The 26,914-nt window shown below is 61.9% G+C and carries 21 protein-coding genes; 5 read left to right on the forward strand and 16 right to left on the reverse strand.

The genetic code is table 11. From position 1 onward, the window contains the following. Positions 1 to 115 precede the first annotated feature (115 nt). A complete protein-coding gene (locus AAIL67_RS12645) occupies positions 116 to 388 on the forward strand; it encodes a DUF2798 domain-containing protein (protein ID WP_034392095.1) in 273 nt (90 codons plus the stop codon). 88 nt (positions 389 to 476) lie between these two features. Here AAIL67_RS12645 and AAIL67_RS12650 read toward each other — a convergent pair whose 3' ends face one another. The 8 genes from AAIL67_RS12650 to ahpC all read right to left on the reverse strand — a co-directional run bounded on the left by AAIL67_RS12650 (position 477) and on the right by ahpC (position 9,839). Next, a complete protein-coding gene (locus AAIL67_RS12650) occupies positions 477 to 1,301 on the reverse strand; it encodes a heme ABC transporter ATP-binding protein (protein ID WP_063661426.1) in 825 nt (274 codons plus the stop codon). After that, complete coding sequence (locus AAIL67_RS12655) at positions 1,298 to 2,407, reverse strand: iron ABC transporter permease (RefSeq protein ID WP_034360070.1); 1,110 nt, start codon at positions 2,405 to 2,407, stop codon at positions 1,298 to 1,300. The genes AAIL67_RS12650 and AAIL67_RS12655 overlap by 4 nt, the downstream gene beginning before the upstream one ends. 14 nt (positions 2,408 to 2,421) lie before the next feature. Further along, entirely contained in the window at positions 2,422 to 3,312 is an 891-nt protein-coding gene (locus AAIL67_RS12660; protein ID WP_034360009.1) for an ABC transporter substrate-binding protein, read from the reverse strand. Beyond that, a complete protein-coding gene (locus AAIL67_RS12665) occupies positions 3,309 to 4,421 on the reverse strand; it encodes a ChuX/HutX family heme-like substrate-binding protein (protein ID WP_063661428.1) in 1,113 nt (370 codons plus the stop codon). Before AAIL67_RS12665 ends, AAIL67_RS12660 begins: the two co-directional genes overlap by 4 nt. After that, positions 4,418 to 4,807 carry a hypothetical protein gene (locus AAIL67_RS12670; RefSeq protein ID WP_034360005.1) on the reverse strand — a complete coding sequence of 130 codons (390 nt, stop codon included), beginning with the start codon at positions 4,805 to 4,807 and terminating at the stop codon, positions 4,418 to 4,420. The genes AAIL67_RS12665 and AAIL67_RS12670 overlap by 4 nt, the downstream gene beginning before the upstream one ends. 70 nt (positions 4,808 to 4,877) lie before the next feature. Next, entirely contained in the window at positions 4,878 to 7,142 is a 2,265-nt protein-coding gene (locus AAIL67_RS12675) for a TonB-dependent hemoglobin/transferrin/lactoferrin family receptor (protein ID WP_343484143.1), read from the reverse strand. Positions 7,143 to 7,531: 389 nt separating this feature from the next. Next, a complete protein-coding gene (gene ahpF / locus AAIL67_RS12680; RefSeq protein WP_063661438.1) occupies positions 7,532 to 9,088 on the reverse strand; it encodes an alkyl hydroperoxide reductase subunit F in 1,557 nt (518 codons plus the stop codon). Between the two features lie 175 nt (positions 9,089 to 9,263). After that, positions 9,264 to 9,839 carry an alkyl hydroperoxide reductase subunit C gene (ahpC, locus tag AAIL67_RS12685; protein WP_003057651.1) on the reverse strand — a complete coding sequence of 192 codons (576 nt, stop codon included), beginning with the start codon at positions 9,837 to 9,839 and terminating at the stop codon, positions 9,264 to 9,266. Between the two features lie 392 nt (positions 9,840 to 10,231). Between ahpC and bfr the strand changes: the two genes are divergently transcribed. Next, positions 10,232 to 10,708: a bacterioferritin gene (gene bfr / locus AAIL67_RS12690; RefSeq protein WP_003057652.1), complete on the forward strand. Its 477-nt coding sequence runs from the start codon at positions 10,232 to 10,234 to the stop codon at positions 10,706 to 10,708. A 65-nt stretch (positions 10,709 to 10,773) separates the two neighbouring features. Here the strand turns inward: bfr and AAIL67_RS12695 are convergent, their stop codons facing one another. From AAIL67_RS12695 to AAIL67_RS12705, 3 genes are all read right to left on the reverse strand, one after another. After that, a complete protein-coding gene (locus tag AAIL67_RS12695; protein WP_003057653.1) occupies positions 10,774 to 11,730 on the reverse strand; it encodes an alpha-E domain-containing protein in 957 nt (318 codons plus the stop codon). Between the two features lie 139 nt (positions 11,731 to 11,869). Continuing rightward, on the reverse strand, positions 11,870 to 13,330 hold the full coding sequence (locus tag AAIL67_RS12700; protein WP_034392114.1) for a circularly permuted type 2 ATP-grasp protein: 1,461 nt from the start codon (positions 13,328 to 13,330) through the stop codon (positions 11,870 to 11,872). Between the two features lie 160 nt (positions 13,331 to 13,490). Continuing rightward, on the reverse strand, positions 13,491 to 15,980 hold the full coding sequence (locus tag AAIL67_RS12705; RefSeq protein WP_343484144.1) for a DNA internalization-related competence protein ComEC/Rec2: 2,490 nt from the start codon (positions 15,978 to 15,980) through the stop codon (positions 13,491 to 13,493). A 208-nt stretch (positions 15,981 to 16,188) separates the two neighbouring features. On the opposite strand from AAIL67_RS12705, the gene AAIL67_RS12710 reads away from it, so the two are divergent. Both AAIL67_RS12710 and pdxY read left to right on the forward strand, forming a co-directional pair. Next, the gene (locus AAIL67_RS12710; protein WP_343484145.1) at positions 16,189 to 16,647 is read left to right on the forward strand and encodes a RidA family protein; all 459 of its coding nucleotides are present in this window, start codon (positions 16,189 to 16,191) and stop codon (positions 16,645 to 16,647) included. A gap of 163 nt (positions 16,648 to 16,810) precedes the next feature. Beyond that, positions 16,811 to 17,707 (forward strand): pyridoxal kinase PdxY, encoded by an 897-nt coding sequence (gene pdxY, locus AAIL67_RS12715; protein ID WP_012837395.1) that lies wholly within the window; start codon positions 16,811 to 16,813, stop codon positions 17,705 to 17,707. A 287-nt stretch (positions 17,708 to 17,994) separates the two neighbouring features. Here pdxY and AAIL67_RS12720 read toward each other — a convergent pair whose 3' ends face one another. Next, positions 17,995 to 19,476, reverse strand: coding sequence for an MFS transporter (locus tag AAIL67_RS12720; protein ID WP_343484146.1), 1,482 nt, complete (start codon positions 19,474 to 19,476; stop codon positions 17,995 to 17,997). A gap of 227 nt (positions 19,477 to 19,703) precedes the next feature. Continuing rightward, entirely contained in the window at positions 19,704 to 20,168 is a 465-nt protein-coding gene (locus tag AAIL67_RS12725) for a PACE efflux transporter (protein WP_343484147.1), read from the reverse strand. Between the two features lie 83 nt (positions 20,169 to 20,251). Here AAIL67_RS12725 and AAIL67_RS12730 point away from each other — a divergent pair, with 83 nt between their 5' ends. Continuing rightward, positions 20,252 to 21,136: a LysR family transcriptional regulator gene (locus tag AAIL67_RS12730; RefSeq protein WP_034378849.1), complete on the forward strand. Its 885-nt coding sequence runs from the start codon at positions 20,252 to 20,254 to the stop codon at positions 21,134 to 21,136. Positions 21,137 to 21,284: 148 nt separating this feature from the next. Here the strand turns inward: AAIL67_RS12730 and parC are convergent, their stop codons facing one another. Genes parC through AAIL67_RS12745 form a run of 3 tightly spaced genes read right to left on the reverse strand, consistent with a single transcriptional unit; the run spans position 21,285 to position 26,606 of the window. Continuing rightward, a complete protein-coding gene (parC, locus tag AAIL67_RS12735; RefSeq protein WP_343484148.1) occupies positions 21,285 to 23,675 on the reverse strand; it encodes a DNA topoisomerase IV subunit A in 2,391 nt (796 codons plus the stop codon). Between the two features lie 40 nt (positions 23,676 to 23,715). Next, positions 23,716 to 24,582: a transglycosylase SLT domain-containing protein gene (locus AAIL67_RS12740; protein ID WP_343484149.1), complete on the reverse strand. Its 867-nt coding sequence runs from the start codon at positions 24,580 to 24,582 to the stop codon at positions 23,716 to 23,718. 53 nt (positions 24,583 to 24,635) lie between these two features. After that, on the reverse strand, positions 24,636 to 26,606 hold the full coding sequence (locus AAIL67_RS12745; protein ID WP_003064589.1) for a DNA topoisomerase IV subunit B: 1,971 nt from the start codon (positions 26,604 to 26,606) through the stop codon (positions 24,636 to 24,638). Between the last annotated feature and the right edge of the window lie 308 nt (positions 26,607 to 26,914).

Here is a 26,914-nt window from a genome sequence, read left to right on the forward strand (position 1 = left end):
GCCGCTGCTGATGCTTACAGTTCAGCCCTGTTTCCCATCCATGCATTCGGCCTCAAGCCTTTGACACAGCAACGCAAGTCGCCATGACGCCGAATGCATTTTCAGCATCGTTCCCATGAATTCATACTCCAACTCCTTCTCCTCCAGACTTTCCGCACTGAAGCTGCACAGGCGTTACACGCCGTTTGTTTTCGCGTTTTTCATGGCCGGCATCATGGCGTTCCTCATGTGCTGCACCATCGTGGCGGCCAATACCGGCTTTGACAGCGGCTATGTGCGGCGCGTGTTCAGCGCCTATGCGCTGGCCATGCCGGTGGCGTTCTTCTGCGTGATGATGGTGCGGCCGCTGGTGCTCAAGCTGGTTGCGCTGACGGTGCATACGCATTGACAGCCAGTGACAGCCAGGTCGTTAGCTATTGAATCTGAAGCAGCCCGCGCATGGCTAGCTTCAGAATTCAATTCAATCTGCTGAAATTTCAAGCAGGTAAAGCGGTATCAGCTGCAAAAATATATTGCAGCGCGCCGTCGCTGCTGCGCACCGGATCGCACTGCATGCCCCAGACCTGGCGCACCAGCGCAGGCTGCAGCACATCCAGCACCGCACCGTGATGCACTCCGGCATCACCGCCCAGTACCAGCACATCATCGGCATAGCGCAAGGCCAGGTTCAGATCGTGAATCACCGCCACCACGCCTGCGCCCTGCTGCCCAGCCCACTGGCGCAGCAGGCGCATGGCATGGTGCTGATGGGCCAGGTCGAGAGCAGCGGTGGGCTCGTCCAGCAGAAGCCAGCGCGCCGCGCCGTCGGCGGGCGGCTGCCAGATCTGCGCCAGTGCCCTGGCCAGGTGAGTGCGAGCCCGCTCGCCGCCCGACAGCGTGTTGATGCTGCGCTGCGCCAGATGATCGACCCCGGTCAACTCCATGGCCTGCGCCGGAATCTGCGCCTCCCCGGCGCCGGGCTGATGACGATGCGGATAACGTCCCAGTTCCACCACCTCCTGGGCCGTGAAGTCAAAGGCCACGCTGCAATCCTGGGGCATGACGGAGCGACGCCGCGCCAGGCCCTCCACAGCGTGCGCGGACAGCGCCTGCCCGTCGAGCAGGACCTGCCCCGACTGCGGCGCGCGCTCGCCCACCAGCATGGACATCAGCGTGGACTTGCCGGCGCCGTTGGGGCCGAGGATGGCGGTAAAGCGCCCGGCCGGAATCCTCACATCCACCGTCGCCAGGCGCGGCCCCTTGAGCACGCCAACGCCCAGATTGCGACATTCGAGGCTGGACACCCCTTGGTGCGCACTCATACCTTGCTCCTGAACTGGCGCAGCATGGCCAGGAAAAGCGGCACGCCGATAAACGCGGTGAGCACGCCCAGCGGCAGCTCAGCCGGCTTGACGATGGTGCGCGCCACGGCATCGGCGCTGACCACCAGCGCAGCCCCCAGCAGGGCCGACCCCGGCAGCACCACGCGATGATCGGGACCGGCAATCAGCCGCACCCAGTGCGGCGCGACCAGGCCGATGAAGCCGATGATGCCGGTGGTCGCGGTCACGGCACCCACGGCCAGCGCAGCCACCATCACGGCGCGACGCTTGGTTTTCTCGACGGCGACGCCCAGCAGATTGGCCTGGGCTTCGCCCAGGGCAATCGCATTCAGCGGCCTGGCCAGCGCCAGCGCCGCCGCCGCGCTGACGGCAACTGCCGCCGACACCAGGGCTACCGCGCTCCAGCGCGAGGCGCCCAGGCTGCCCAGCAACCACATCTGCAGATTGCGCAGCTGCTCGTCCGTCGATACAAAGCTCAGAAAGCCCAGTCCGGCGCCGGCCAGCGCATTGATGGCAATACCGGCCAGCAGCATCAGGCCGATGCGGGTCGTGCCCTGGACCTGACCCAGCACATAGACCACGGCGGTCACGGCCAGACCGCCGCCAAAAGCCATGGCCACCAGAGCCCAGCTGCCCAGATGACGCGGCAGCCAGGGCAGATACAGGCCGCCCAGCACGATGGTGATGCCGGCAGCCAGGGCCGCGCCGCTGCTCACGCCGATGAGGCCGGGGTCGGCCAGCGGATTGCGAAACAGCCCCTGCATCAATGCGCCGGCCAGCCCCAGTCCTGCACCCGCAGCCACGCCCATGAGCAGGCGCGGCAGGCGGATATTGAGAAAGACCAGATGCTCGGGGCCGCTGTCCACGGCAGCGCCAAAAAGACTGCGAAGCCCGTCCCAGGCAATCCCAGGCAATTGCCCCGGTGCAATGGCATAGGCCCCGCTGGCCGCGCCCCACACCATGGCCAGCAATACCAGAGCCGCCCCCAGCAGCAGGGCTGCGCCGCGGCTGAGCCGCCCAGCAGGAGTGCGCCAACGTGATGCGACGGGCAGCTCGACTGCTGGCTTTGGTGCCACGCTCCCCATGCTTGCGCTCATGCTCAGGCCACCCACTGCAAAGCGCGCATATGCAGCGCCTGCACAGCGCTGGGCAGGCGCGGACCAAAGCCCAGCAAATGGCTGGCTTCCAGTGTCACCAGCGCCTTCTTGGCATAGGCGGGAGTCAGTGCCAGCTCGGGCCGCTTCCAGAAGGCGGCCTCGCCACCCAGTGCTTCAATGCCCTGCGTGGTGTTGATGATGACCTCGGGCGCAGCGCTGGCCATGGCTTCGGCAGTCAAGGGCTTGTAGCCGTCGAACTGGTCTATGACATTGACACAGCCCGCGTACTGGATCAGTGCATTGGCTGCCGTGCCCTTGCCTGCCACCTGCGGACTGCCGCTGTGCGAGAGCACAAACAGCACGCGCGGCTTGCGCTGGGCCTTGGCCACCTGCGCCTGGACGCTGCTCCACTGCGCATCGAGCTGGGCCAGCAGCTTGTCGGCCTCGCTGGAACGACCTGTCTCGCGCCCCACAACCTTGACCTTTTCCTGGACCTCGGCCCAGTTGTGCCTGGCCGCAACCAGCGATACACGCACGCCAGCCTGACGGATCTGATCGAGCACCACGGGAGGCCCGGCCTCGCTGGTTGCGATCACCGCATCGGGCTTGAGCGAGAGCAGGCCTTCGGCCGAGAGCTGGCGCACATAGCCGACCTTGGCGGTTTTTTGCGCCGCTTCGGGAAACAGGCTGGTGGTGTCCGTGCCCACCAGCAGGCTCTGGGCATTGAGCAGATAGACCACCTCGGTCAGTGCGCCGCTGAGCGACACCAGTCGCTTGGCTCCGGGTGCAGCAGCTGCAGAAGCGGCCTGCACCAGCCCCGGCAGGGCCGTGCCCGCCACGGTCGCACCCAGCCACTGCAGGCCCTGGCGTCGGGAAATGCTGGCCGTGCTCATACGGCCTCCGCCACTTCAGTCTTGCGCGGCAGGCCGGCCACCAGATCGCGCCAGCCTTGCAACTCGGGCTGGCCTGGCTTGCGCTCACCGAAGAACATGGCCATGTTGTTGCCTTCGGCATCAAAGGCCTCGACCGAGGTCACCACGCCATCGCTGGTGGGTTTCTGCACCACCCAGACATTGGCTATCAGGTCGGTGCGCAGATGGAGGTTGAAGCCCTTGTCCAGCACATTGATCCAGCGCACGCCGTCCTTGCCGTCCATGGGCTGGATATTGCTCACGGGGCCGGTGTGGATCTGGATGCAGCCGCTGCTGCCCACAAACACCATGATGGAGACACCGTCCACCGCCGCATCGCCCAGCAACTGCGCGACCGCGTCGGTGCTCAGGCGCTCGCAGTACTGAGGCACCAGACGGAAGGCCTGCTGGCGCTCGACTCCGAACCTGCGCAGCATCTCGAAGAACTCATGCGTGTCCTTCATATCGGTCCAGGCCTGAGTCAGCGCGGGCACGTCGATCTCGGCATCGGCCTTGACGGCCGGCTTGGCCGCAGGCTCGCGGAACACATAGCCTGCAGAGGGCTCGGCAAAGCGCTCCACCAGTGCATTCCAGGCTGCCATGTCCGTGGCCTCCCGCGCAAACACCTTGTGCACGGCACGGCCAGCGGCGTCATAGAACTGCAGGCTGCGCATGGCAGGACGGTTGCCGTTGGCGGACTCCTCGGTCACGGCAAAGCCGACATGCCAGTGCATGAAGAACAGGCGCAAATCGATCTCCCGGCTCAGCGCCAGACCGACCGGCCCCTGGGCCGAGAGGTTCTGGTAGATGCCGTCTTTTTCATGCACGGTGGATTCGTTGCGCGTGAGCGCCATCACGGTGCCGCAGGCTTCCAGGGCTTTAAGAATGTCCAGCCATTCGGCGCGCAGCGGCAAAGCCTTGAGCGTGCGTTCATGTTCGCCGCCATGGGCTGCGATGACCGCGCCTTCGCTCAGCTGCAGCGCCTCGGCCGCATCCTTGGCGCGCAGGCCTTGCTCGCGCTTTTGCGCGAATTGCTCACGGATCTGCACCGCAGTCATGGTCTGGATTTCGGGGGATGTGATGGCGTTCATTGCAGGGTCTCCGGGCTGTGATGCCAGTGTGGTTGTGGGTTGGAAAATTCGTCGTCAAAGCGGGGAGCCGAAGCCTGGGCTTCGGGCTCTTGTTCAGGCTGGGCCAGCACCCGGGCCACCGTGGCCCAGCGCTGCTCCAGCTTTTGCAGAAAGTGGCGCATGTCCTCAGAGCGCTCACAGCCGTCCAGGCCTTCGGCCATGCGCGCCAGTTGCGTCGAGACCCTCTGAGCCATGGGCGCGCGGTGCGCCGCACAGCAGCCCTGGCTGAAACCGGTCATCAGCGCCAGCACCGTGGCCAGCTGGGCTTCGCCCTCGGTGAGCAGATATTCCTCATCGCGACTGCCAGAAGCACTCTGGGCATTGGCGGCGTTCTCGAAAACAGACATGGCACACTCCCGCAGTTTTGAGTCAAAAAGGCCTACAGCGCTTATCAGTCAAGCGCTTTCAGCTACAAAATCAGAAGTCCTGAACCAGGGACACGCGCACATTGCGGCCCGGCTGGGTATAGGCATCGGCAATCTGCGTCGTGCGGCTCAAGCCACGAACATCCGCCCAGCGCGAATACTTTTTGTCGGTCAGGTTGTAGATGCCCACATTCAGACGCGTACCTGGACGGATACGCCATTGCGCACTCAAATCCAGCACCGTCGCAGATGAGCTGAGCAAGGGGCGGCCAGTGGAAAGATCAGGCGCATCCTTGTCTTTTTTGCCTGCCCAGTGCGAGGCGCTAAGCTGCACGCCCACATTCGAGCGGTCGTAGCGCACGCCCAGCACCAGTTGCTGAGGCGAGATGGTGTCCACGGGCTTGTTGGTGCTCTTGTCCGTACCCTTGGTGTAGCCATAGGCGGCATTGGTGCGCCAGTTGCCGCCCGCAAACCGGCCCCAGTCATAGTCGGCCTTGAGCTCGAAGCCGCTGATATGCACGCGGTTCAGATTGACGGACTGGAACGTGGCCGGGTTGTTGCGATCACCGTATTCGCCCGCAACCTGCACCTGATCCTGGATGAAGTCCTTGTAGCGGCCCGTGAAGACTGCGGCATCGAGGCGCAGCGCACTCATACGGCCGCGCAGACCCAGCTCGAAGGTATTGCTTTTTTCCGCCTTGAGATCGGGGTTGGGAATGCTCTTGTAGAACATGAACGGGTTCTCGAAGAAGGCATTGATCTGCCCTGCATTCGGCGCTCTGAAACCGGCGGCATAGTTGCCGTAAACCGACCAGGCATCGTTCATCTGGAACATGGCGCCCAGCTTGGGGGAGACGGCGGAGTCCGAATTGCTGACCGCCGTGCCGCCAAAGCCCTGCTGCTTGGGCTTGATGCTGTAGTGCTCGGCCCGCAATCCGGGCGTCAGGCTGAAAGCACCATAGTGCAGCTCGGCCTGGGCAAACAGCGCGGTCGAGGTTTCCGTGGTGTCGGGGAAGCGCTTGAGCGGAAAGCTCTCGCCTGCCGGCGGCGTGATGCCGTTCTGCTCGTTGACCACCTTGCCGCGCAGATAGTCGATGCCATAGCTGAACTTGCCGCTGAGGCCATTGCTCCAGCGCAGCGTCTTGCCGGCCTGGGCATGCAGTTGCAGCGCATCCTCGTCATAGGTCACATCGCGCTCGCGATAGGCCAGAGGCGGGGTGCGGGTTTCGGTCACGAACTCGCGCGAGCTCGAGCTTTGATAGCTGGCCATCAGCTTGAGCTCGTCGGCCAGTGCCGTATCCAGCTGCTGCCACTGCCCCTGCCAGGTAGCGCGCCAGCGCTTCATGGTGGTCTCGGCACGCGAATCGGTGACGGTGGCGCTGCGAGCGCTCAGCAGGTCGTAGTCGGCACGCTTGTCCACGTTTTCCAGCGTGAAGACATGTTTTTGCACGGCCGAAGGCGTGTAGACCAGCCGCCCCAGCAGCGAATGGCTCTTGTCCTTTTCGGGATTGGGCGTGGTGCGCAGAGCACCCACGGTGTTATTGCTGCCCATATTCTCCAGCGCGCTGGAGCGGCCCACACCGGCCGAAAGCAGCCAACTCCATTCATCGCTGGCCTTGCCCGCGAGGGTTGCGCCCAGGCGCTTGCCGTTGTCCGAGCCGTCATAGCTGGCCGAAACCCGGCCGCCAATGGTCTTGCCGTCCTTGAGCAGATCGCTGGGCTGCACGGTGATGAAGTTGACCAGGCCGCCCATGCCGTCCGAGCCATAGAGCGCGGGCACAGCACCGCGCAGGATTTCCACGCGTTGCACCAGACCCAGATCCAGATAGTCGCGGCCAAAGGCATTGGCGCTGAAGGTATAGCTGCGCGGCAGGCGCACGCCATCGACCAGCATCAGCACGCGGTTGCCTTCCAGGCCACGGATATTGAAGCCGCTGTTCTGGTCACGCCCGGTGGGAGAGCCGGCCAACGTGAAACGCGCAGGACTGCGCGGCACGGTCACATTGGGCAGCTTGGCTGCAAGCTCACGGATATCGCCGATCTGCTCCTCTTCCATTTGCTTGGCGTCGATGACATCCACCGTCATGGGCAGGCTGTCGGCATCCTGCTCGTCGCGCGAGGCACTGACCACCACATCGCGCATGACTGGCGCATTGCGGTCTGCACGAGCCGCCACGACCTGGACGGTTTGGGAAGATTGCTGCTGGGCCTGGGCCGAGATGGCAGCGCAGGCCAGTGCGCAGGCCAGCGCCAGCGGGCGGAGATTGGAGCGTGGCGCCGGCATGGCGCGGGCGTGCAAAGCGGTGGCGGATGCCATACCAGAAACCCTCTTTATTCATAGAAATGGACAAGAGCTGGCTTCTGATAGGTACCTCAATGGCCACAGGTCGAAACGTCAGAGGCTTCGCGGCCTGTAGCTGGCACGGCATTGGCTGGCTGAATAAAAGAAGTATATGCGAATAATTCTCAACCGCAAATGAATTCGTTACAAAACCGGGAATTGAGTCCTGGCGCAAGGCTGCAGCTTGCACCGCCGCCTGTTTTCATGGGCTGCTTTGCCCTCAACCCCGGCCCGATGAACGCTGCAGCCCCTGACGATCCCGGCGGAAATACCCCCTCCTCCCGGCCGTCCATAAGAAAAAAGGACTGCCTAAGCAGTCCTTTTTGATAGCTACCATCGCTTACCTTGCAAGCGATGAAGGCAGCTTAGTTGCGGATCAGGTGATCAAAGGCCGACAGTGCTGCGGTAGCACCGGCACCAGCGGCGATCACGATCTGCTTGTAAGGCACCGTGGTGCAGTCACCGGCGGCGAACACCCCGGGCAGATTGGTCTGTCCCTTGGCATCCACAATGATTTCACCGAACTTGCTCAGCTCCACCGAGCCCTTGAGCCATTCGGTGTTCGGCACCAGGCCGATCTGCACAAACACACCTTCGAGCTCCACATGATGCTCTGCGCCGCTCGTACGGTCCTTGTAGCTCAGACCGTTGACCTTGCCGTTGGCACCCGTGATCTCCGTAGTCTGGGCATTGGTGATGACGGTCACATTGGGCAGGCTGTGCAGCTTCTTGACCAGCACGGCATCGGCCTTGAGCTGATCGGCAAATTCCACCACCGTCACATGGGCCACCAGACCCGCCAGGTCGATCGCAGCTTCGATGCCGGAGTTGCCGCCGCCGATCACCGAGACGCGCTTGCCCTTGAACAGCGGACCGTCGCAGTGCGGGCAATAGGCAACGCCCTTGTTCTTGTACTCGGCCTCGCCAGGCACGTTCACATTGCGCCAGCGCGCACCGGTGGACAGGATCACGGTCTTGGCCTTGAGCGAGCCGCCATTGGCCATTTGCACTTCCACCAGGCCACCGGGCTGCGCAGCGGGAATCAGCTTCTCGGCGCGCTGCAGGTTCATGATGTCCACGTCATAGGCACGGGTGTGGGCTTCCAATGCCGCAGCGAACTTGGGTCCATCGGTCTCCAGCACGGAGATGTAGTTCTCGATCGCCAGCGTGTCGTTGACCTGACCGCCAAAGCGCTCGGCCGCCACGCCGGTGCGAATGCCCTTGCGAGCCGCGTAGACAGCGGCTGCCGCGCCGGCCGGGCCACCGCCGATGATCAGCACGTCGAAGGCTTCCTTGGCCGACAGCTTGGCTGCGTCACGCGAGGCGGCACCAGTGTCCAGCTTGGCCACGATTTCTTCGATGGTCATGCGGCCGGAACCGAAAACGCTGCCGTTCATGAACACCATGGGCACGGCCATGATTTCACGCTCGCTCACTTCCTTCTGGAAGGCGCCGCCTTCGATCACCGTGGTCTTGACCTTGGGGTTGAGAATGGCCATCAGCGACAGTGCCTGAACCACGTCGGGGCAGTTGTGGCAGCTCAGGCTCATGTAGACCTCGAAGTTGAAATCGCCGTCCAGTGCCTTGATCTGGTCGATCACGTCCTGCTCCACCTTGGGCGGATGACCGCCCGTCCACAGCAGGGCCAGCACCAGCGAGGTGAATTCATGGCCCAGAGGCAGACCGGCAAAACGCAGCTGGGTGGCCGTGCCCTGGCGCTGCAGGGTGAACGAGGGCTTGCGGGCATCGCTGCCGTCGGTGCGCAGCGAAATCTTGTCGCTGCGCAGGGACTGGATGGTTTTCAGCAGATCGTGCATCTGTGCACTGGTCTCGCTGTCATCCAGAGAAGCCACCAGCTCAAACGGCTGCTGCACGCGTTCCAGGTAGGCGGCGAGTTGGGCTTTGAGTTGATCGTCAAGCATGGTGGATTCCTTTGAATTTAGAGTTGTTGATGCAATGCAGCAAAGTGCTTTTGAGGCCTTTGCCCGCCCATGAAAGCAAAAACTGGGCGAAAAAAAGCCGGACGGACAGGCGGCACTCGCCTGAACGTCGTCCGGCTTTCAGAGCGCATGCACGCTCAGCCGATAGGTATCAGGCTTAGATCTTGCCGACCAGATCCAGCGAAGGAGTGATCGTGCTGGCGCCTTCCTTCCACTTGGCGGGGCACACTTGGCCGGGGTTGGCGGCGGTGAACTGGGCAGCCTTGAGCTTGCGCAGGGTTTCGGACACGTCACGAGCGATTTCGTTGGAATGCACTTCCATGGTCTTGATCACGCCTTCGGGGTTGATCACGAAGGTACCGCGCAGAGCCAGGCCTTCTTCGGGGATGTGCACGCCGAAAGCGTTGGTCAGCTGGTGTGTGGGGTCGCCAACCAGGGGGAACTTGGCCTTGCCCACTGCGTCGGAAGTTTCGTGCCACACCTTGTGCGAGAAGTGGGTATCGGTGGTCACGATGTAGACCTCGGCACCGGCCTTCTGGAACTCGGCGTAGTTGTTGGCTGCGTCTTCGATTTCGGTGGGGCAGTTGAAGGTGAAGGCGGCGGGCATGAAGATCACCACAGACCACTTGCCCTTCAGGCTCTCTTCAGTCACGGTGATGAATTCACCCTTGCCGTTGCGGTTCACATAGGCTTCGGTCTTGAAAGGTTGAACTTGAGTGTTGATCAGAGACATTTGCTGTTTCCTTGTGGTTAGTGTTTGAAGACAGGATGAAGTTTAGAGCGGCCCGCTTAATAAAACCAATCGATTGATTTCATCAAATTTATTTACAAAACCTATCAAACCAGATTCCCGGCTTCTGAAGTCAAGCCGCACCGCTGTGCAGCTCAGCTTTCTATTGTGGGCCGAAACCAGGAAGTTCAAGCCAATAGTCCTTCAATCACGCTCATAGCTTTTGTTGTCATCACTGAGTCAAACCTCGCGAGGAAGGTCCGTCCGGCAGTACGTAAGCTAAACGAGAACGCGCATCAGATGCAGCCAATTCGCGCGGGCATGGGCTTTGTTTGATTTGCCTCATAAAGCATGGACAATCGACTCGAACAACAACTGCCCGAGAAGGAGTCCTCATGAAAGGTGATGCACAAGTCATTTCCTGGCTGCAAGCCCAGCTCAAGAACGAACTGACCGCCATCAACCAGTACTTTGTGCATTACCGCATGTACAAGCACTGGGGCTTCGACAAGCTGGCCAAGAAGGAATATGAGGAATCCATCGGCGAGATGAAGCATGCCGACGCGCTGATGGACCGCATCTTCATGCTCGACGGCCTGCCCAATCTGCAGGACCTGGGCAAGCTGCAGATCGGCGAGGACGTGCCGGAAGCCCTGGCCTGCGACCTGCGCCTGGAGCAAGCGGCGCAGCAGACCATCAAGGACGGTATCGCGCACTGCGAATCCGTGCGCGACTATGTTTCGCGCGATCTGCTGCAGAAGATTCTGGACGACACCGAAGAGCACATCGATTTCCTCGAAACCCAGCTCGACCTGATCGACAAGGTCGGCACGCAGAACTATCTGCAGTCTCTGATGGGCGAGATCGAATAATTTCGGCTTCACGCTGAAAGACAAAAGCGGCCTCAGGGCCGCTTTTTGCTTTGGAGACCCCGGCCTCAGGTCGGCATCAGGAAGTCCCGGCTGATGCCGGAGCCCAGATCGTTGACACGATCGAGAAACTGCGTCAGATAAGCGTGCAGGCCGGTGGTCAGTATCTCGTCGATGCGACCGTATTGCAGGTCGGCCAGCAGGCGCCCGGCCTTGCGCGTGGTTTCCTGCGAATGGTCGTTGGCCACGCGCTCCAGGTTCTTGACCACCTCATGCATGCTGGCCAGCAACGAGCGCGGCATGTCGGCGCGCAGCATCAGCAGCTCGGCTACGCGTTCGGGCGTGATCACATCGCGGTAGACCTTGCGGTAGACCTCGAAGGCCGAGACGCTGCGCAGCAAGGCGCTCCAGTGATAGAAGTCGAAGTTCATCAGGGCGCGACCGCGCGGCATGCCGTGGTAGTCGCGCTCTATGGAATGGAACTTCACATCCAGCAAACGTGCCGTGTTGTCGGCCCGTTCGACAAAAGTGCCCAGGCGCACAAAGTGCAGCGCCTCGTCCTTGAGCATGGTGCCCAGCGACACACCGCGCCACAGGTGTGAGCGGTACTTGACCCATTCGAAGAACTGCGCCGGATCCTTTTTCCAGGCATCCTTGCCGAAGTGGCGCTGCAGCGCCAGCCAGGTCTGATTCTGCGTTTCCCAGGACTCCGTGGTCAGCGCACCGCGCACGGCACGCGCGTTCTCGCGTGCAGCCTTCAGACAGGCAAAGATGGATGACGGATTGGCCTCGTCCGACACCATGAACTGCAGCACCGACTCACGATCCACCACAGGAAACTGAGCCTTGAAGGCGGGGATCAGCTCGCTGATGGACAGCACGCTCTGCCAGCCACGGTGCGCATCATGGATGGCCTGCGGCAGCATGGCGGTTTCATAGGCCACGCTGAGCATGCGCGCGGTGTTCTCCGCCCGCTCGGTGTAGCGGGACATCCAATACAAATGATCGGCAGTACGACTCAGCATAGGCCCTCCTTGGGCAGAGAACCCCGCACGCGCTGAACGCGCGCGCCGTATTCTGTTGAAAAAATGCTTGCAGCATTTTTTTCCGCCCGCTCGGTGTAGCGGGACATCCAGCACAAATGATCTGCGGTACGTGACAGCATCAGCGAGCTCCCCCTTGATCTTCCAGCACCCAGGTATCCTTGGTTCCGCCGCCCTGAGACGAATTCACCACCAGCGATCCCTGCTTGAGCGCCACACGCGTGAGTCCACCGGCCACCATATTGACCTCGGTGCCCGTGAGCACAAAGGGCCGCAGGTCGATATGGCGCGGCGCTATGCCTTTTTCCACCATGGTCGGGCAGGTGGACAGGGAGAGCGTGGGTTGAGCGATATAACCCGAAGGATTGCCGACCAGCACGCGGCGGAAAGCCTCTATCTCGGCCTTGGTCGCGGCCGGCCCGATCAGCATGCCGTAACCGCCGGCACCGTGCACCTCCTTGACGACCAGCTCATGCAGGTGGTCGAGCACGTATTTGAGGTCGTCCTCCTTTCGGCACAACCAGGTCGGCACGTTCTGCAGGATGGGCTCCTCGCCCAGATAGAAGCGGATCATCTCCGGCACATAGGGATATACCGATTTGTCGTCGGCCAGGCCCGTGCCCACGGCATTGCAGATATTGACGTTGCCTGCACGGTAGGCCCGCATCAGGCCCTTGCAGCCCAGCGTCGATGTGGGCCTGAAGACTTCGGGGTCGAGGAAATCATCGTCCACACGGCGGTAGATCACGTCCACACGCTGCAGCCCCTGGGTGGTGCGCATATAGACCACGTCTTTCTCGACCACCAGATCCTGGCCTTCGACCAACTCCACCCCCATTTGCTGGGCCAGGAAGGCATGCTCGAAATAGGCACTGTTGTACATGCCCGGCGTCAGCACCACCACCGTGGGCTCCAGCACGCCCGACGGTGCGCTGGCACGCAGCGTGTCGAGCAGCATGTCGGGATAGTGGGCCACGGGTGCCACGGCATGCTTGCCGAAAAGTTCGGGGAACAGGCGCATGGTCATGCGACGGTTCTCCAGCATGTAGGAAACACCCGATGGCACGCGCAGATTGTCTTCGAGCACGTAATAGACGCCGTTGCCCTGCTCATCGGGCGCGCGCACGATGTCTATGCCGGCGATGTTGGCGTAGACATCGTTGGGCACCTGAATGCCCTCCATCTCGGGCCGGTACTGGCTGTTGCCGCGCACCAGCTCCGTCGGGATCAGGCCGGCACGCACCATGTCCTGGCCATGGTAGGCATCGCGGATGAAGCAGTTGAGCGCCTTCACGCGCTGGGCCAGACCGGCCTGCATGCTGGCCCACTCATGGGCCGGAATGATGCGCGGGATCAAATCGAACGGAATCAGGCGTTCCGTACCTGCGCCGCTCTCGTCCTTGTCGCCATAGACGGCAAAGGTGATTCCCACGCGGCGAAAAACGATTTCCGCCTCGGCACTGCGCGCTCGCAGATATTCCTGCGATTGCTTGCCCAGCCACTGCGCATAGTCCCGATAGTGGTCTCGCACCGCACCACCTTCGGCGGGCAAGCTCAGATACATCTCATCGAATGTGCGCATCTTGTCCTCTCTATTTTTGCCGCTGCTCACACAGGCAAGCCACGGATTTCAGTTTAGCGACGCCGCACCGGACAAGCTGCCAGGCAACGAGCGTGCAACCATGCATGTATGCACCCGCCCGAAGGCGGTACAGCATCAATGCAAGCCCCATGCCAGTTTCTCAGGGCTGCTCCTTGGAAACGGCATGGACATCCCAATAATGCGCCCGAATCAAGCGCTCGCATTCCAATTTTTCAGGTTGAGCAGAGTTCCAGTAGGCCGCGCCGCAGCGATCCTGAACCACCAACTGGCTGCCCACCGCCTGATAGCGCTGCACCACAGCTGCCACCGGATGTCCAAAACGATTCCGATAACCCGCCTGCACCACTGCCCAGCGCGGCCGCAGAGTGCTGACCCAGGAGTCGGTCGATGAAGTCTTGCTGCCATGGTGAGGCACCAGCAGCCAGTCCACTGGCTCGTCCAGACTGGTTTGCAACAGTTGCTGCTCCTGCGCTGCCTCGATATCTCCGGCCAACAGGGCCACGCGCCCGCTGGCCGAACGCAGACGCAACACGCAACTGCCAAAGTTCGGCTTGGCCTTGCGACCATTGAGCCAGGCCTCTCCTGCAGGCGGGTGCAGCACTTCAAACGTCACACCATCCCATTGCCAGTGCTGCCCCTGTGTACAGCGCTGAACCGGAGCCAGGCCCGCCAGTTGCGGGGCTTGAATCACCGAGTCCGAGCCCCAGACTTTCGCGCGAGGCTGAGCCTCCTTGACGGCCAGAGCCCCGCCGGTGTGATCCTTGTCGCTGTGACTGAGCATCATGGCATCAATCTGCATGCCATTCGCGGCCATCAGCGGCAGGAGCACACGCTCGCCGGCATCGCTCTGGCGGCTGTACTGCGGCCCTGCGTCATAGAGCAGACGATGGCTGGCTGTGCTGATGATGACGGCATTGCCCTGGCCGATATCCGCCGCCAGCAGTTCAAACTCGCCCGCACGCGGCCATGATCGAGGCCAAAACAGGGCTGGCAAAACAAATATGGCCGCCACCAGCCGCAACCTGAGTGGCAAAGGCGCAATCACCAGCAGTCCGGCGGCTATCGCCAGCACACTGGCCCACCAGGCAGGTTGCGGCAAGGCCCATACGGCCCCGGGCAGCGCAGCCAGCCACTGCAGCAGGCTCATCAAGGGCAACATGGCGACGGCGGCAGCGCTTGCCGCCATGGGCAGCACGGCAGCCAGCAAGGCCAGCGGCGTGACCACCAATGTCACCCAGGGAATGGCCAGCAGATTGGCCAGCAGGCCCACTACGGACACTTGACCAAACAGCAGCAGACCCAGTGGTGCCAAGGCCAGGGAGATCAGCCACTGCTCGCGCCACAATTCCTTCAAGCGTGCGAGAAGTCGTCTTTTTGCGCTTGCAGCTTCAGCGCTAACGGCCCCTGAATTGGAAGCAAGCAATACGCCGACGGCGACAAAACTGAGCCAGAACCCAGCCTGCCACAACGCCCAGGGGTCGGCCACAACAATCACCGCCAGTGCCAGCAGCCATACACAGGCCCAGGGCCAGCGCACGCCCAACCATTGAAGCAGCGCCACTACAGCCAGCATACAGATCGTGCGCTGCGCAGGCAGGCCCCAGCCGCTGAACAAGGCATAGGCCGCCGCCAGTAACACGCCCATGACCAGGGCCGCGCGCGGGGCAGGCATCCAACGACAAGCGCGCGCACTCAGCCTCCATACACGGCCCACAATCAAGACTGCCAGCCAGGCAAACATGGTGATATGCAGGCCCGATATGCTCATCAGATGCGCCACACCTGTCTGACGGAACAGGGTCCAGTCCTTGCGGTCAATCGCCTGCTGATCGCCCACGGCCAGCGCAGCCACCACGCCCAGAGCGGTCTGAGCATGCTCTGCACCGCCACCTGGCAACCAGCGCTGCAAGCGCAATGCCTCGCCCTGAATGCGATCGCGCAAGCCCTGTCGCCAGCGCTGCAGCGGATATTGGCTTGTCACGGCCAGCAGTTCGGGCGCTGGCTGCTTGCGCACATAGCCTGTGGCCTGCACTCCTTGCTCCCAGGCCAGCAGCTCATAGTCAAAGCCGTGCGGATTGCGCGAGCCATGCGGGCGCTTGACGCGCACCGTGAAGCGCCAACGCTGTCCGGGACTCAGCGCCACGCCTTTGGCCCAGTCAGGCACGAGAGGCTGGCTGGCATTCGGCACCTGCCCGAACGGGCCATACCAGGACAGCTCCAGCAGCCTTGGCACGCCTGCGTCCGAACTATCGACCACAAAACGCCAGCGCTGGCCGTTGGCCTGGTTCTGCAGCATGGAGGCAATCCGGCCTTCCACCTGCAAGTCCACCGCCTCCAGCGCCTGTGGCAGGGTCTGCGTCAGATAAACATGTGCACGCCAACCCGTCAGCCCCGCCACACAGCAGGCAGCACCCAACAGCATCAGCCACCAGCTCTGCCAGGACCTGCCACGCCATCTGCTTGCAAACAGCAGTGTCAGCAAGCCCCAAGCCAGCAAGATCTGGTAGAGCGACAGATGCCACAGCCTGGCCTGGGTCACCTGCCATGCAGCGCCCAGCACACAACCCCAGAGCGGCGCCAGCCACGACAAGCGGCGACGCTGAGAGCTTGGAGTCTGATGGAGCGGCATGCTGCCATGCTAGGAGGGAGCGACCAGGCCCAGCATTGCGACTATCCCTGCCCTGTCTCGGACATCAAAACAGCATCAAACATTTGCTCTCATTGTGCGAGCAGCTATCAATTCAAAAGCTATGGCCACTGTGCCAAGGCGATCCATGCCCGGGCCCGCTGCTGTGTCAAACTTGTCGATCCTTAGCCTCGCACTTTTTGGAGCCGTCATGAGCGTCTATGAAAAACTCAAAGCCCTGAACATCACCCTGCCCGAAGTGGCCATGCCTGCAGCCGCCTACCTGCCCTATATGCAGACCGGCAATCTGGTGTTCCTCAGCGGCCATATCGCCAAGCAGAACGGCCAGCCCTGGGTCGGCAAGCTGGGCGAGAACATGACGACAGAAGAAGGCAAGCAGGCAGCCCGCGCCGTGGCCGTGGATCTGATGGGCACGCTGCAGCATGCCTGCGGCGGCGATCTGAATCGTGTCAAGCGCATCGTCAAGGTCATGAGCCTGGTCAATTCCAGCACCAGCTATACCGAGCAGCATCTGGTCACCAACGGCTGCAGCGAACTGTTGGGCGAAGCCTTCGGCGAAGCCGGCAAGCACGCCCGCAGCGCCTTCGGCGTGGCCCAGATCCCCCTGGGCTGCTGCGTGGAAATCGAGCTGATGGCAGAGCTGGGCTAAGACTTCCGCTCACACACATAAAGTGAGCTAATACCGCTTGCCATTCATAGAGTTCAGATAAAAAACCATCTGAATTGATTGACAGGCAAGCGCAAGCAGCTCACTTTATCTTTGCAGCGCGATGCTTGGCGCAAGCATCTCGATCACTCACGAAAGAGCCCTCATGCCCAGCACGCAGGCACCCCCGCTGGTTCTCAGCATTCAATCCCATGTCGCCTACGGCCATGTGGGCAACGACGCCGCCATGCTGCCGCTGCAGCTGCTGGGCATAGAACCCGTGGCCGTGCATACGGTGCAGTTCTCCAACCACACGGGCTACGGCGAATTCAAGGGCCAGGTCTTCACGCCGGCCCATGTACAGGATGTGCTGGACGGCCTGCGCGCCCGCGGCGTGCTGGCGCGCTGCACGGCCGTGCTCTCGGGCTATCTGGGCGATGCCGGTGTGGGCGAAGCCATTCTGGCCGCCGTGCAGGAGGTGCGCGCCGCCCAGCCCAAGGCACACTATCTGTGCGACCCGGTCATGGGCGATGTGGGGCGCGGCGTGTTCGTGCGCCCCGGCATCCCGGACTTTCTGCGCAAGCGCGCGCTGTCCCAGGCCAGCGTCATCACGCCCAACCACTACGAATTCGAGCTGCTGTGCGGCGGCCAGCCGCTGAGCACCGTGGAAGCGGCCACCCAGGCGGCCCGAGCCATGCTGACGCAACTGCATCACAGCCCATCGGCCCTGATCGTCATCACCAGCCTGCGCACCGACGATCTGCCTGCCGACCAACTGGCCACGCTGGCCGTGACTGCCGACAAGTCCTGGCTGGTACAGACGCCCTATATCGACCTGCACCCTCTGCCCAACGGCATGGGCGATGTGTTCTCGGCCGTTCTGCTGGGCCATCTGATTCAAGGGCGCGCCGTGCCCGATGCCGTGTCCAGGGCCGTGAGCACCTTGTATGCCCTGGTCTCTCGCACCGAATCGGGACAGCGCGACCTGCCCCTGGTCGCCTGCCGCGACCAGATAATAGCCCCAGCGCAAACCTTCACGGCACTGCCTGTGCCAGCGCAGTGAATGGGCGCAAGAGCTTTGCCAAAGCTCTTTGCATCAACAGGCCTCCGGGGACTGGAGCGAGCTAAGCCTCAACCCAGGTCAAAATCGAATTTCCTGCTGTGAGCATTAATCCCTGGCGGCCGAAACGGAGTCAGCGAGGCGGGCTGCTTTGGCATAGATTTTGACTGTCGCCGTTCGGCGCCCCAAAGCCGCCGCACGCGTACTTTATGAAACGACAGCTTTGGACCAAAGCTGCGGCGCGCTGTTGCAAAAGCAGAGCAACCTCAAATCCGGCCTATTGCCTGGAGTCAGCTGTCCGTCTGCTGCTTGGGTAAATGACGAGCCAGCACCAAAACGACTAGCGCGAGAGAAAAAAGCAACGCGATGACAACACCGCTAACCGCGGCAAAAGACGCTTCAAACGCTTGCATTGCGCTTTGTAAAACGGCTGGAGATTGGATGCCTTGTTGGGTATTTCGGTACGCTTCGTCCAGGCCGCTGCCAGCCATGGCCTCTATACCGCCGTGTCGTACATGCGCGACGTAGACCGCCGTCATCAGGGAGCCAAAAATAGTCACCCCCAACCCTCCTCCAAACTCATAGGCCACGCCTTCTACAGACCCCGCCATGCCTGCGCGGTCTTCTGACACATTCGTCATTACCAGCGCGCTGGAGGCGGTCAGGCTGAAGCCTATTCCCACACCGCACAAGGCCAGAACCCCCACTTGCCACAATGCGCCTGCCTCGTTCAAGCCAAGATATCCCCAGATGCCTGAGGCACACATGACCAGGCCGGCAGCAATGACACGCGGACCGCCAATGCGTCCAATCAATATCCCCGCCAATGGTCCTGCGAAGAAAGACCCCAAGGAGATAGGCAGAACAGATGCTCCTGCCTCAAGGGGACTTTTTCCCAGAACCAACTGCAGCCTCTGACTGAGCACCAACTCAAAGCCGATCAGCATCATTGACGCCACGAGCGCGATAAAAATACCCATGGCTATGGGGGTGACTGAAAGCAAGCTGAAATCAATCAATGGTTGAGGCAGCCGGAGTTGACGTCGCACAAAGACTGTCAATGTCACAGCTCCCGCAAGCAAAGCCCCCCAGGCCAAGAGCACATGACTATCGAGCCTGGCCAATTCCTTGATGCCATAAGCCAGTGCAATGATGCCAAGCGTGCTTTGCCAGCAGCTATGCAAGTCGATGGTGACGCTCGCATTCCCCGCGCTCTTGGGAACCAGCCACCAGGCCAGCACTGCAGCCACAGCAATGATGGGGACGTTGATCAGAAAAACCGAACCCCACCAAAAATGCTCCAGCAAGACTCCACCCAAGACCGGGCCCACCGCAGCGCCACCAGAGGCCACAGACGCCCAGACACCAATGGCAAAAGCCAGTTCTTTGGGGTCGTGGAAGGTGGTACGAACAATGGCAATCGTGGCCGGCATCATGGCTGCGCCGCCAATGGCAAGCAATGCACGAGCAGCGATCAGTACAGCGGCGCTGGGAGCAAATGCTGCAATCACGGAGGCCAGTCCAAACAGAGCCATGCCACTGATAAAGACCGCCCGGTGGCCCAGACGATCGCCCAAGGCACCCATGGCCGGCATCAATCCGGCCATCACCAAAGAGTAGGCATTGAGAATCCACAGCTTTTCCGAAGCCGTGGTGTGCAGGGCCTGCGCCAGACTCGGCAACGCCGTGTAGAGCACCGTCATATCGATGACGATGAGCAGCAACGCCGTTGAAACCACGCCAAGCGTGAGCCAGCGGCTCTGGAATTTCATAGAGAACCTTCGAACATTGACTTCGGTGCCTTGCAGATGCAGGCCTTGTGGCATTCGATGGATAGCGCGACTGACTACCCCTCAAGCCAAGCGACATGATGAGCGCTCCAATTCAGTCTTCAGTCCGACACTGGATTGCGCGGGGAATCCGTAACTGCAACTCAAATCTGCACCACGTCATGAAGCCAGCCCCTCCATGAGACTTGGCACCCAAGCCGGGCTGTGAACTATGAAGCCTCGCCCAAGTTGGAAACAACTTGAGGGCGGCTATTTGCCATGACCGGGAAAAAGCGGTCATAGGCGACGTTGAACACAAAGTTGTAAACAAGATAGAACACGACGATAGCCAGATCGAGCACCAGCGTATCGAGTAGCGTCATATTCAGATACCAGGCTATCAACGGCAGCAGAATCAGCAGCAGACCCGCCTCAAACAAGACAGTGTGCAACAGGCGTGCTTTGAGGCTCTTGCGAATATGGCCGTACATCTTCCGCATGCAGCGATCAAATCCGATGTTGAACGTGAAATTCCAAACCGTCGCGATCGTGGCAGAGCCGATACCCACCACACCCATGTGCGTCATGGGCTTGTTGAACAAGGCTGCCGAGGCCGGGATGATGATCATCAACCCGATAGCCTCGAACATCAAAGCGTGCCGCACCCGATCAGAAAGACTGCGCGTTTTCATCATTTTTCTCCAATCACATTGATTGGTGTGCAATGTATCTTGATATCAAATAATGAAAAGTTATCTTCCATCTTAAAATCAGATAGATGAGCATATCCATGGATCAACTGGAAGCATTCGTCTCGGCGGCAGAAAAAGGATCGTTTTCTGCCGCCGGACGAGCTTTGCGCAAGGCGCAATCGGCCGTCAGCACCCAGGTTTCCAACCTGGAGACGGATCTTGGGGTGATGCTGTTCGACCGTGCCGGGCGCAACCCCTCGTTGACGGCTGCGGGCGAGCGCCTGCTGGCTGAGGCCAAGCTGATCCTCGATCGCCGCGAACACCTCATTGGGGTTGCGGCGAGCTTCGAGGCGCATGTTGAAAAGCGCCTTGTCGTAGCCATCGACGAGCTCTACCCGGAGCATGTGCAGGGAGAGCTATTCGCCGAGTTCGCGAGCCTCTTTCCCCATGTCGAGCTGGAGTTGCTGTTCCCCATGATGGAGGATGTCAGCAATATGATTCTTGATGGAAAAGCGGATATCGGAGTGATGTGGCGCCAGGAATCGCTGCCCGCAGAACTTGGCTTTCACACTATTGGCTGGGTACCGCTCAAACTGGTTTGCGGAAGCAACCATCCGCTTGCGCACACCGTTGTCGACTGGGAGGAGCTCAAGCGTCACCGCCAAATCATGGTGACCCTGAGGTCCGAGGGAACCGAAAAGCACCGCCTTCGCGTCGCTGCCGAGGTCTGGTGGGTCGAAAGCCATTGGGTCATCCTGCAAATCCTCAAGCAAGGAATTGGCTGGGCACTGATCCCTGATCACATCATCGCGCGCTCGCCTATCGCCAAGGACCTCGTCATGCCCGCGCTACGATTCGACGAAGGGGCGCACCCAGTGGCCTTGGAGCTGGTTTGGCACAAACAGCGGCCCAGCGGGCCCGCGGCCACATGGCTGCGCGAGAGATTTGCGGCAACGAAGATCTATACGTGACAATTTCTGAGAAAGATCGAAGCGATACCGTTGACGGCTTCGACACAAACGTCCGCCACGGATCGTTCTCTGTCACTCCTTCTTCAAACCCGATAAAAAAACCGCTCCAGCAAAACTGACGCGGTTTTTTCATGGGCGTACTGATCACCTATTCCACACGCGTCACCGCCTGGGGCTTGAAGCCCAGGTCGGCAGCCTTGCCCTTGCGGCCGCGGTTGCCGCGGGCGTTGTTGAGGCTGCGGATCTCCAGCGTCTCGGTCCGCGCCTTGCCGCCGCGCCCCACGCCATCCAGGCGGATGCTGCGCGTATAGGCGGCCGCGCCGGCCAGCTGATCCTTGTCTTCCAGGCTGATCAGCATCAGGCCGCGCCCGCCCTTGGGCATGGCCTTGAGCTCTGCGATCTCGAAGGTCAGAATGCGACCGCCCACCGAGGCACAGATCACATGGCTGGCGAGGTTGAGCAAACCGGCGCCCTGCTCGCCGCCTTCCACATATTCGGCACGCGCATTCATGGGCACGCCATGCACCACCGAAGGTGCGCACAGGGTCTCGCCCTCGCCCAGCGTGACAAAGGCCTTGCCGGCCTTCTGGCGCGAGACCATATCGCCCACACTCGCCGTGAAGCCATAGGCGCCCGAGCCCGAGAGCAGCAGCTGCGTGCTTTCGCTGCCGGCAAAGTAGTACAGCAGCTGGGTACCGGCTTCGAGTTCGATCATCGTCGTCACGGGCTGGCCGTCGCCGCGTCCGCCCGGCAGGGCCGACACCGGCACCGAATAGACCCGGCCGTTGCTGCCAAAGGCCAGCAACTGATCGACGGTGCGGCACTCGAACGTGCCGTAGAGGCTGTCGCCTGCCTTGAAGCTCAGCGTGCCCGCATCCACGCCATGGCCTTGACGCGTGCGCACCCAGCCCTTTTCGGAAATGATCACGGTCGTGGGTTCATCCACCACCTTGACCTCGGCCACCACCTTTTTCTCCTCGTGGATCAGCGTGCGACGGGCATCGCCGAAGGTCTTGGCATCGGCCTCGATTTCCTTGCAGATCAGGCGGCGCATGGTCGCCTCGCTGCCCAGGATGTCTTCCAGCTTGCCCTGCTCGCTGCGCAGTTCCTTGAGCTCCTGCTCGATCTTGATGGCCTCCAGGCGCGCCAATTGACGCAGACGGATTTCAAGAATGTCCTCGGCCTGACGCTCGGAAAGATTGAAGGCGTCGATCAGGGCCTGCTTGGGTTCATCGCTGGCGCGGATGATGGCAATAACCTTATCGATATTGAGCAGCACGGCCTGACGGCCTTCGAGGATGTGGATGCGATCCAGCACCTTCTCCAGCCGATGCTGGCTGCGTCGCGTCACGGTCTGGAAGCGGAAGGCAATCCACTCCTCCAGCATCTGGCGCAGCGACTTCTGCACTGGGCGACCATCGAGGCCGATGCTGGTCAGATTGATCGAGCTCGAAGACTCCAGGCTGGTGTGGGCCAGCAGCGCCGTGATCAGCTCCGACTGGGGAATCTTGCCGGTCTTGGGTTCGAACACGATGCGCACCGGCGCATCCTTGCTCGACTCGTCACGCACGCAGTCCAGCACGGCCAGCATGCTGGCCTTGAGCTGGGTCTGCTCCTGGCTCAGCGCCTTCTTGCCGGTCTTGACCTTGGGGTTGGTGATGTCCTCGATCTCTTCGAGCACCTTCTGGGCCGACACGCCGGGCGGCAGCTCGGTCACCACCAGTTGCCACTGGCCTCGTGCCAGCTCTTCGATCTTCCAGCGCGCACGCACCTTGAGACTGCCACGGCCCGTGCGGTAGGCATCGGCAATATCGCTGCTCGATGAAATGATCTGGCCGCCGCCCGGATAGTCGGGGCCGGGAATCAGCGCCAGCAGCTCTTCCTCGGGCAGCTGCGGCTTCTTGATCAAGGCCACGCAGGCCGCCGCCACCTCGGGCAGATTGTGGCTCGGGATTTCCGTTGCCAGACCCACGGCAATGCCGCTGGCGCCATTGAGCAGCGAGAACGGCAGGCGGGCCGGCAGCTGCTTGGGCTCCTGGGTGCTGCCGTCGTAGTTGGGCACAAAGTCCACCGTGCCCATATCGATTTCGTCGAGCAGCAGGCCGGTGATCTTGGACAGGCGCGCCTCGGTGTAACGCATGGCCGCTGCGCCGTCGCCGTCGCGGCTGCCGAAGTTGCCCTGGCCGTCGACCAGCGGGTAGCGCTGGTTGAAGTCCTGCGCCATGCGCACCAGTGCGTCGTAGGCCGACTGGTCGCCGTGCGGGTGAAAGCGGCCCAGCACGTCGCCGACGACACGGGCGCTCTTGACCGGCTTGGCCGCCGTATTGCCATTCGGGCCGCTATAGCCCAGACCCATGCGGTCCATGGCATAGAGGATGCGGCGCTGCACGGGCTTGAGGCCATCGCTGACGTCGGGCAGGGCACGGCCCTTGACCACCGACAAAGCGTATTCGAGATAGGCGCGCTGTGCGTATTGACCCAGGTCCAGTGCATCGCCAGCGGCTTGTTGAGACAAATCCAGTGTGGTTTGATCGCTCATGAATTCTTTGTGATTTTCCAAATTGCGCCGATCCGGCGACTCAAGGTATTTGCGCGTCCGCGGCCGCAGAGGCCGCGCCCGGCAGAGTCATGCGTATGCGGGAGCCGCCGCGGCCAGGCGAGCCGGCCGCGGCCAGCCGGCCGCTCAGGGGCCGGGCTGCCTGCAGCTGCTCGTAGATGCCGGTGACGGCCTTGACGTAATTCATTGTTTCTTTGTAGGGTGGAATCGCCTTGCCGAATTTCTGCACCGCACCTTCGCCCGCGTTATAGGCGGCCAGCACCAGATCGAGCCGGCCCGGGAACAAGTCCATCAGATAGCTCAGATAGCGCGCGCCGGCAGGCACGTTCACGGCCGGGTCGGCTAGCTGCTGCTGCATGCTGCGCTTTTTGCTGGCCGACACGCCAAAGCGCTCGGCCGTGGCCGGCATCAGCTGCATCAGGCCGACAGCCCCCTTGGGCGAGACGGCCTGGGCATCAAAGCCGGACTCCACGGCGATCACGGCCTTGATCAGGTCGTAGTCCACGCCGGTTCTCTCGGCCGCCTTCTGCAGATGCGGCCTCACGCTCTTGTAGCGCGGCGAGACCTCGAAAAAGCTCTGCATGCGCGTGCGGGCGTTGAGCCCCTCGGCCGCCGAATCCTGCTTGAGCTGCAGACCTGGCTGGCTGCTGTCGTAGAGCTCGCCCTTGAAGAACAGCTTGTAGCGTTCGTCCAGCGCCTCGGCCGCAAAGTGCGTGACGCCGAATTCGTCGACATAGGCCCAGAGATCGGCATGCGCCGCCGGCGCCAGGGCCAGCCAGCCCGAGCCCGCCAGCAGGGCAGCAGCCACCGCACGTCGCAAACGCACAGACGCGAACCCGCCGCGCGCGGGCGGCAGGCTGGGTGAGGCATCGAACATGGGCTTGTGCATGGCTGGCTCCATCGACCGCTAGTGAGCGCTAGTGCAGACGTTGGCAACGCCGCCTAGATATCGACCTCCACGGCATCGCCATGCAGCTCCATCAGCTCGCGGCGGGCGGCGGCTTCGCCCTTGCCCATGAGCTTGGTGACCACGGCCTCCGACTGTGCAAAGTCCAGATTCATGAACTGCACCGGCAGCAGACGACGCGTATCGGGGTTCAGCGTGGTTTCCCAAAGCTGTTCGGCATTCATCTCGCCCAGGCCCTTGAAGCGGCTGACCTGGCATTTCTCGCGCGGCACGCCGTCCTTGGCGCATTTTTCGATGATGGCATCGAGCTCGCCCGCATCGAGCGCATAGACCTTGATGGCCGGCTTCTTGCCGCGCGCCGGCACGTCCACCCGGAACAGCGGCGGCAGCGCCACATGGATGTGGCCGGCTTCGATGAGCTTGGGGAAATGCTTGAAGAACAGCGTCAGCAGCAGCACCTGGATGTGCGAGCCGTCCACGTCCGCATCCGAGAGAATGCAGATCTTGCCGTAGCGCAGGCCGGACAGGTCGGGCTCGTCATTGGGGCCATGCGGGTCCACGCCGATCGCCACCGAGATATCGTGGATTTCGTTGTTGGCGAACAGCCGGTCGCGGTCCACCTCCCAGGTGTTGAGCACCTTGCCGCGCAGCGGAAGGATGGCCTGGGTTTCCTTGTCGCGGCCCATCTTGGCGCTGCCGCCCGCAGAGTCGCCCTCGACCAGAAACACCTCGTTGACGGCTATGTCCTTGCTCTCGCAATCGGTCAGCTTGCCGGGCAGCACGGCCACGCCGCTGCCCTTGCGCTTTTCCACCTTCTGGCCGGCCTTCTGGCGGGTCTGGGCGGCCTTGATGGCGATCTCGGCCAGCTTCTTGCCCCAGTCCACATGCTCGTTGAGCCACAGCTCCAGCGCCGGGCGTACAAAGCCCGAGACTAGGCGCACGGCGTCGCGCGAGTTCAGGCGCTCCTTGATCTGGCCCTGGAACTGCGGGTCCAGCACCTTGGCATTGAGCACATAGCTGGCGCGCGCAAACACGTCGTCGGGCATGAGCTTGACGCCCTTGGGCAGCAGCGAGTGCATATCGATAAAGGCCTTGACGGCCTGGAACAGGCCGTCGCGCAGGCCACTGTCATGCGTGCCGCCCGCCGTGGTGGGAATCAGGTTGACATAGCTTTCGCGCAGCGGCGCGCCGTCTTCGGTGAAGGCCACGCACCAGGCCGCGCCCTCGCCTTCGGCAAAGCTGTCGTTGTTCTTGTCGGCAAAGCCCTCGCCCTCGAACAGGGGGATGACGGGCTCGCCATGCAGGCTCTGAGCCAGATAGTCGCGCAGACCGCCCTTGAACTGCCAGCTCTGGGTGTCACGCGACTTTTCGTTGATCAGCGAAACGGCCACGCCAGGCATGAGCACGGCCTTGCTGCGCAGCAGATGCACCAGCTCGCCCATGGGCAGGGCCGAGGATTCGAAGTATTTGGCATCGGGCCAGGCACGCACCGTCGTGCCCTGCTTGCGCTCGCCGGCCTGCAAAGGGCGCACCTTCAGCGGCTCGATCACATCGCCGCCCGAGAACACCAGCGTGGCCACCTGGCCGTCGCGGTGCACCTGCACCTCCAGGCGCGTGGCCAGTGCATTCGTCACCGACACGCCCACGCCGTGCAGACCGCCCGAGAAGCTGTAGGCGCCGCCATTGCCCTTGTCGAACTTGCCGCCCGCGTGCAAACGCGTGAAGACCAGCTCCACCACGGGCGCCTTCTCCTCGGGGTGCAGGCCGAAGGGAATGCCGCGGCCGTCGTCCTCCACGCTGTAGGAGCCGTCGGCATGCATGGTGAACTTGATTTTCTTGCCGTAGCCGGCAAGCGCCTCGTCGGCCGCGTTGTCGATCACCTCCTGCAGGATGTGCAGGGGGTTGTCGGTGCGCGTATACATGCCGGGACGCTGTTTGACAGGCTCCAGACCCTTGAGAACGCGGATCGAGCCTTCGGAATATTCGTTGGACGGTTTGACTGCCATGGGGGCGGATTGTAGTAGCCTCTCCGAGTGAGAGCTGGATAAATTCACAGTTGTTTACTCCCAATACTCTTGCACAAAGCCCGAACATCTGTCTTGGCAACGTGTTTTTACCGGGTCTTCATCGCTGCGGATACCCTGAAAACAATAGCATCTACCGCATGCCATTCATACGTTATGGATAGTTTCAAATCCATATCCATTACATGGATTGCGCAAGGCGCTCACTTTTTCTTTCTTCCGCCCTGCTCCGGCTCCCGCGCCGCAGCTTGCCGGTCACGCATTCTGGCAGGCCAGCCTGCCACGCATGT

Origin of the sequence: Comamonas sp. A7-5 (genome assembly GCF_039581385.1) — a bacterium.
In the GTDB taxonomy this organism is placed as follows: domain Bacteria; phylum Pseudomonadota; class Gammaproteobacteria; order Burkholderiales; family Burkholderiaceae_C; genus Comamonas; species Comamonas thiooxydans.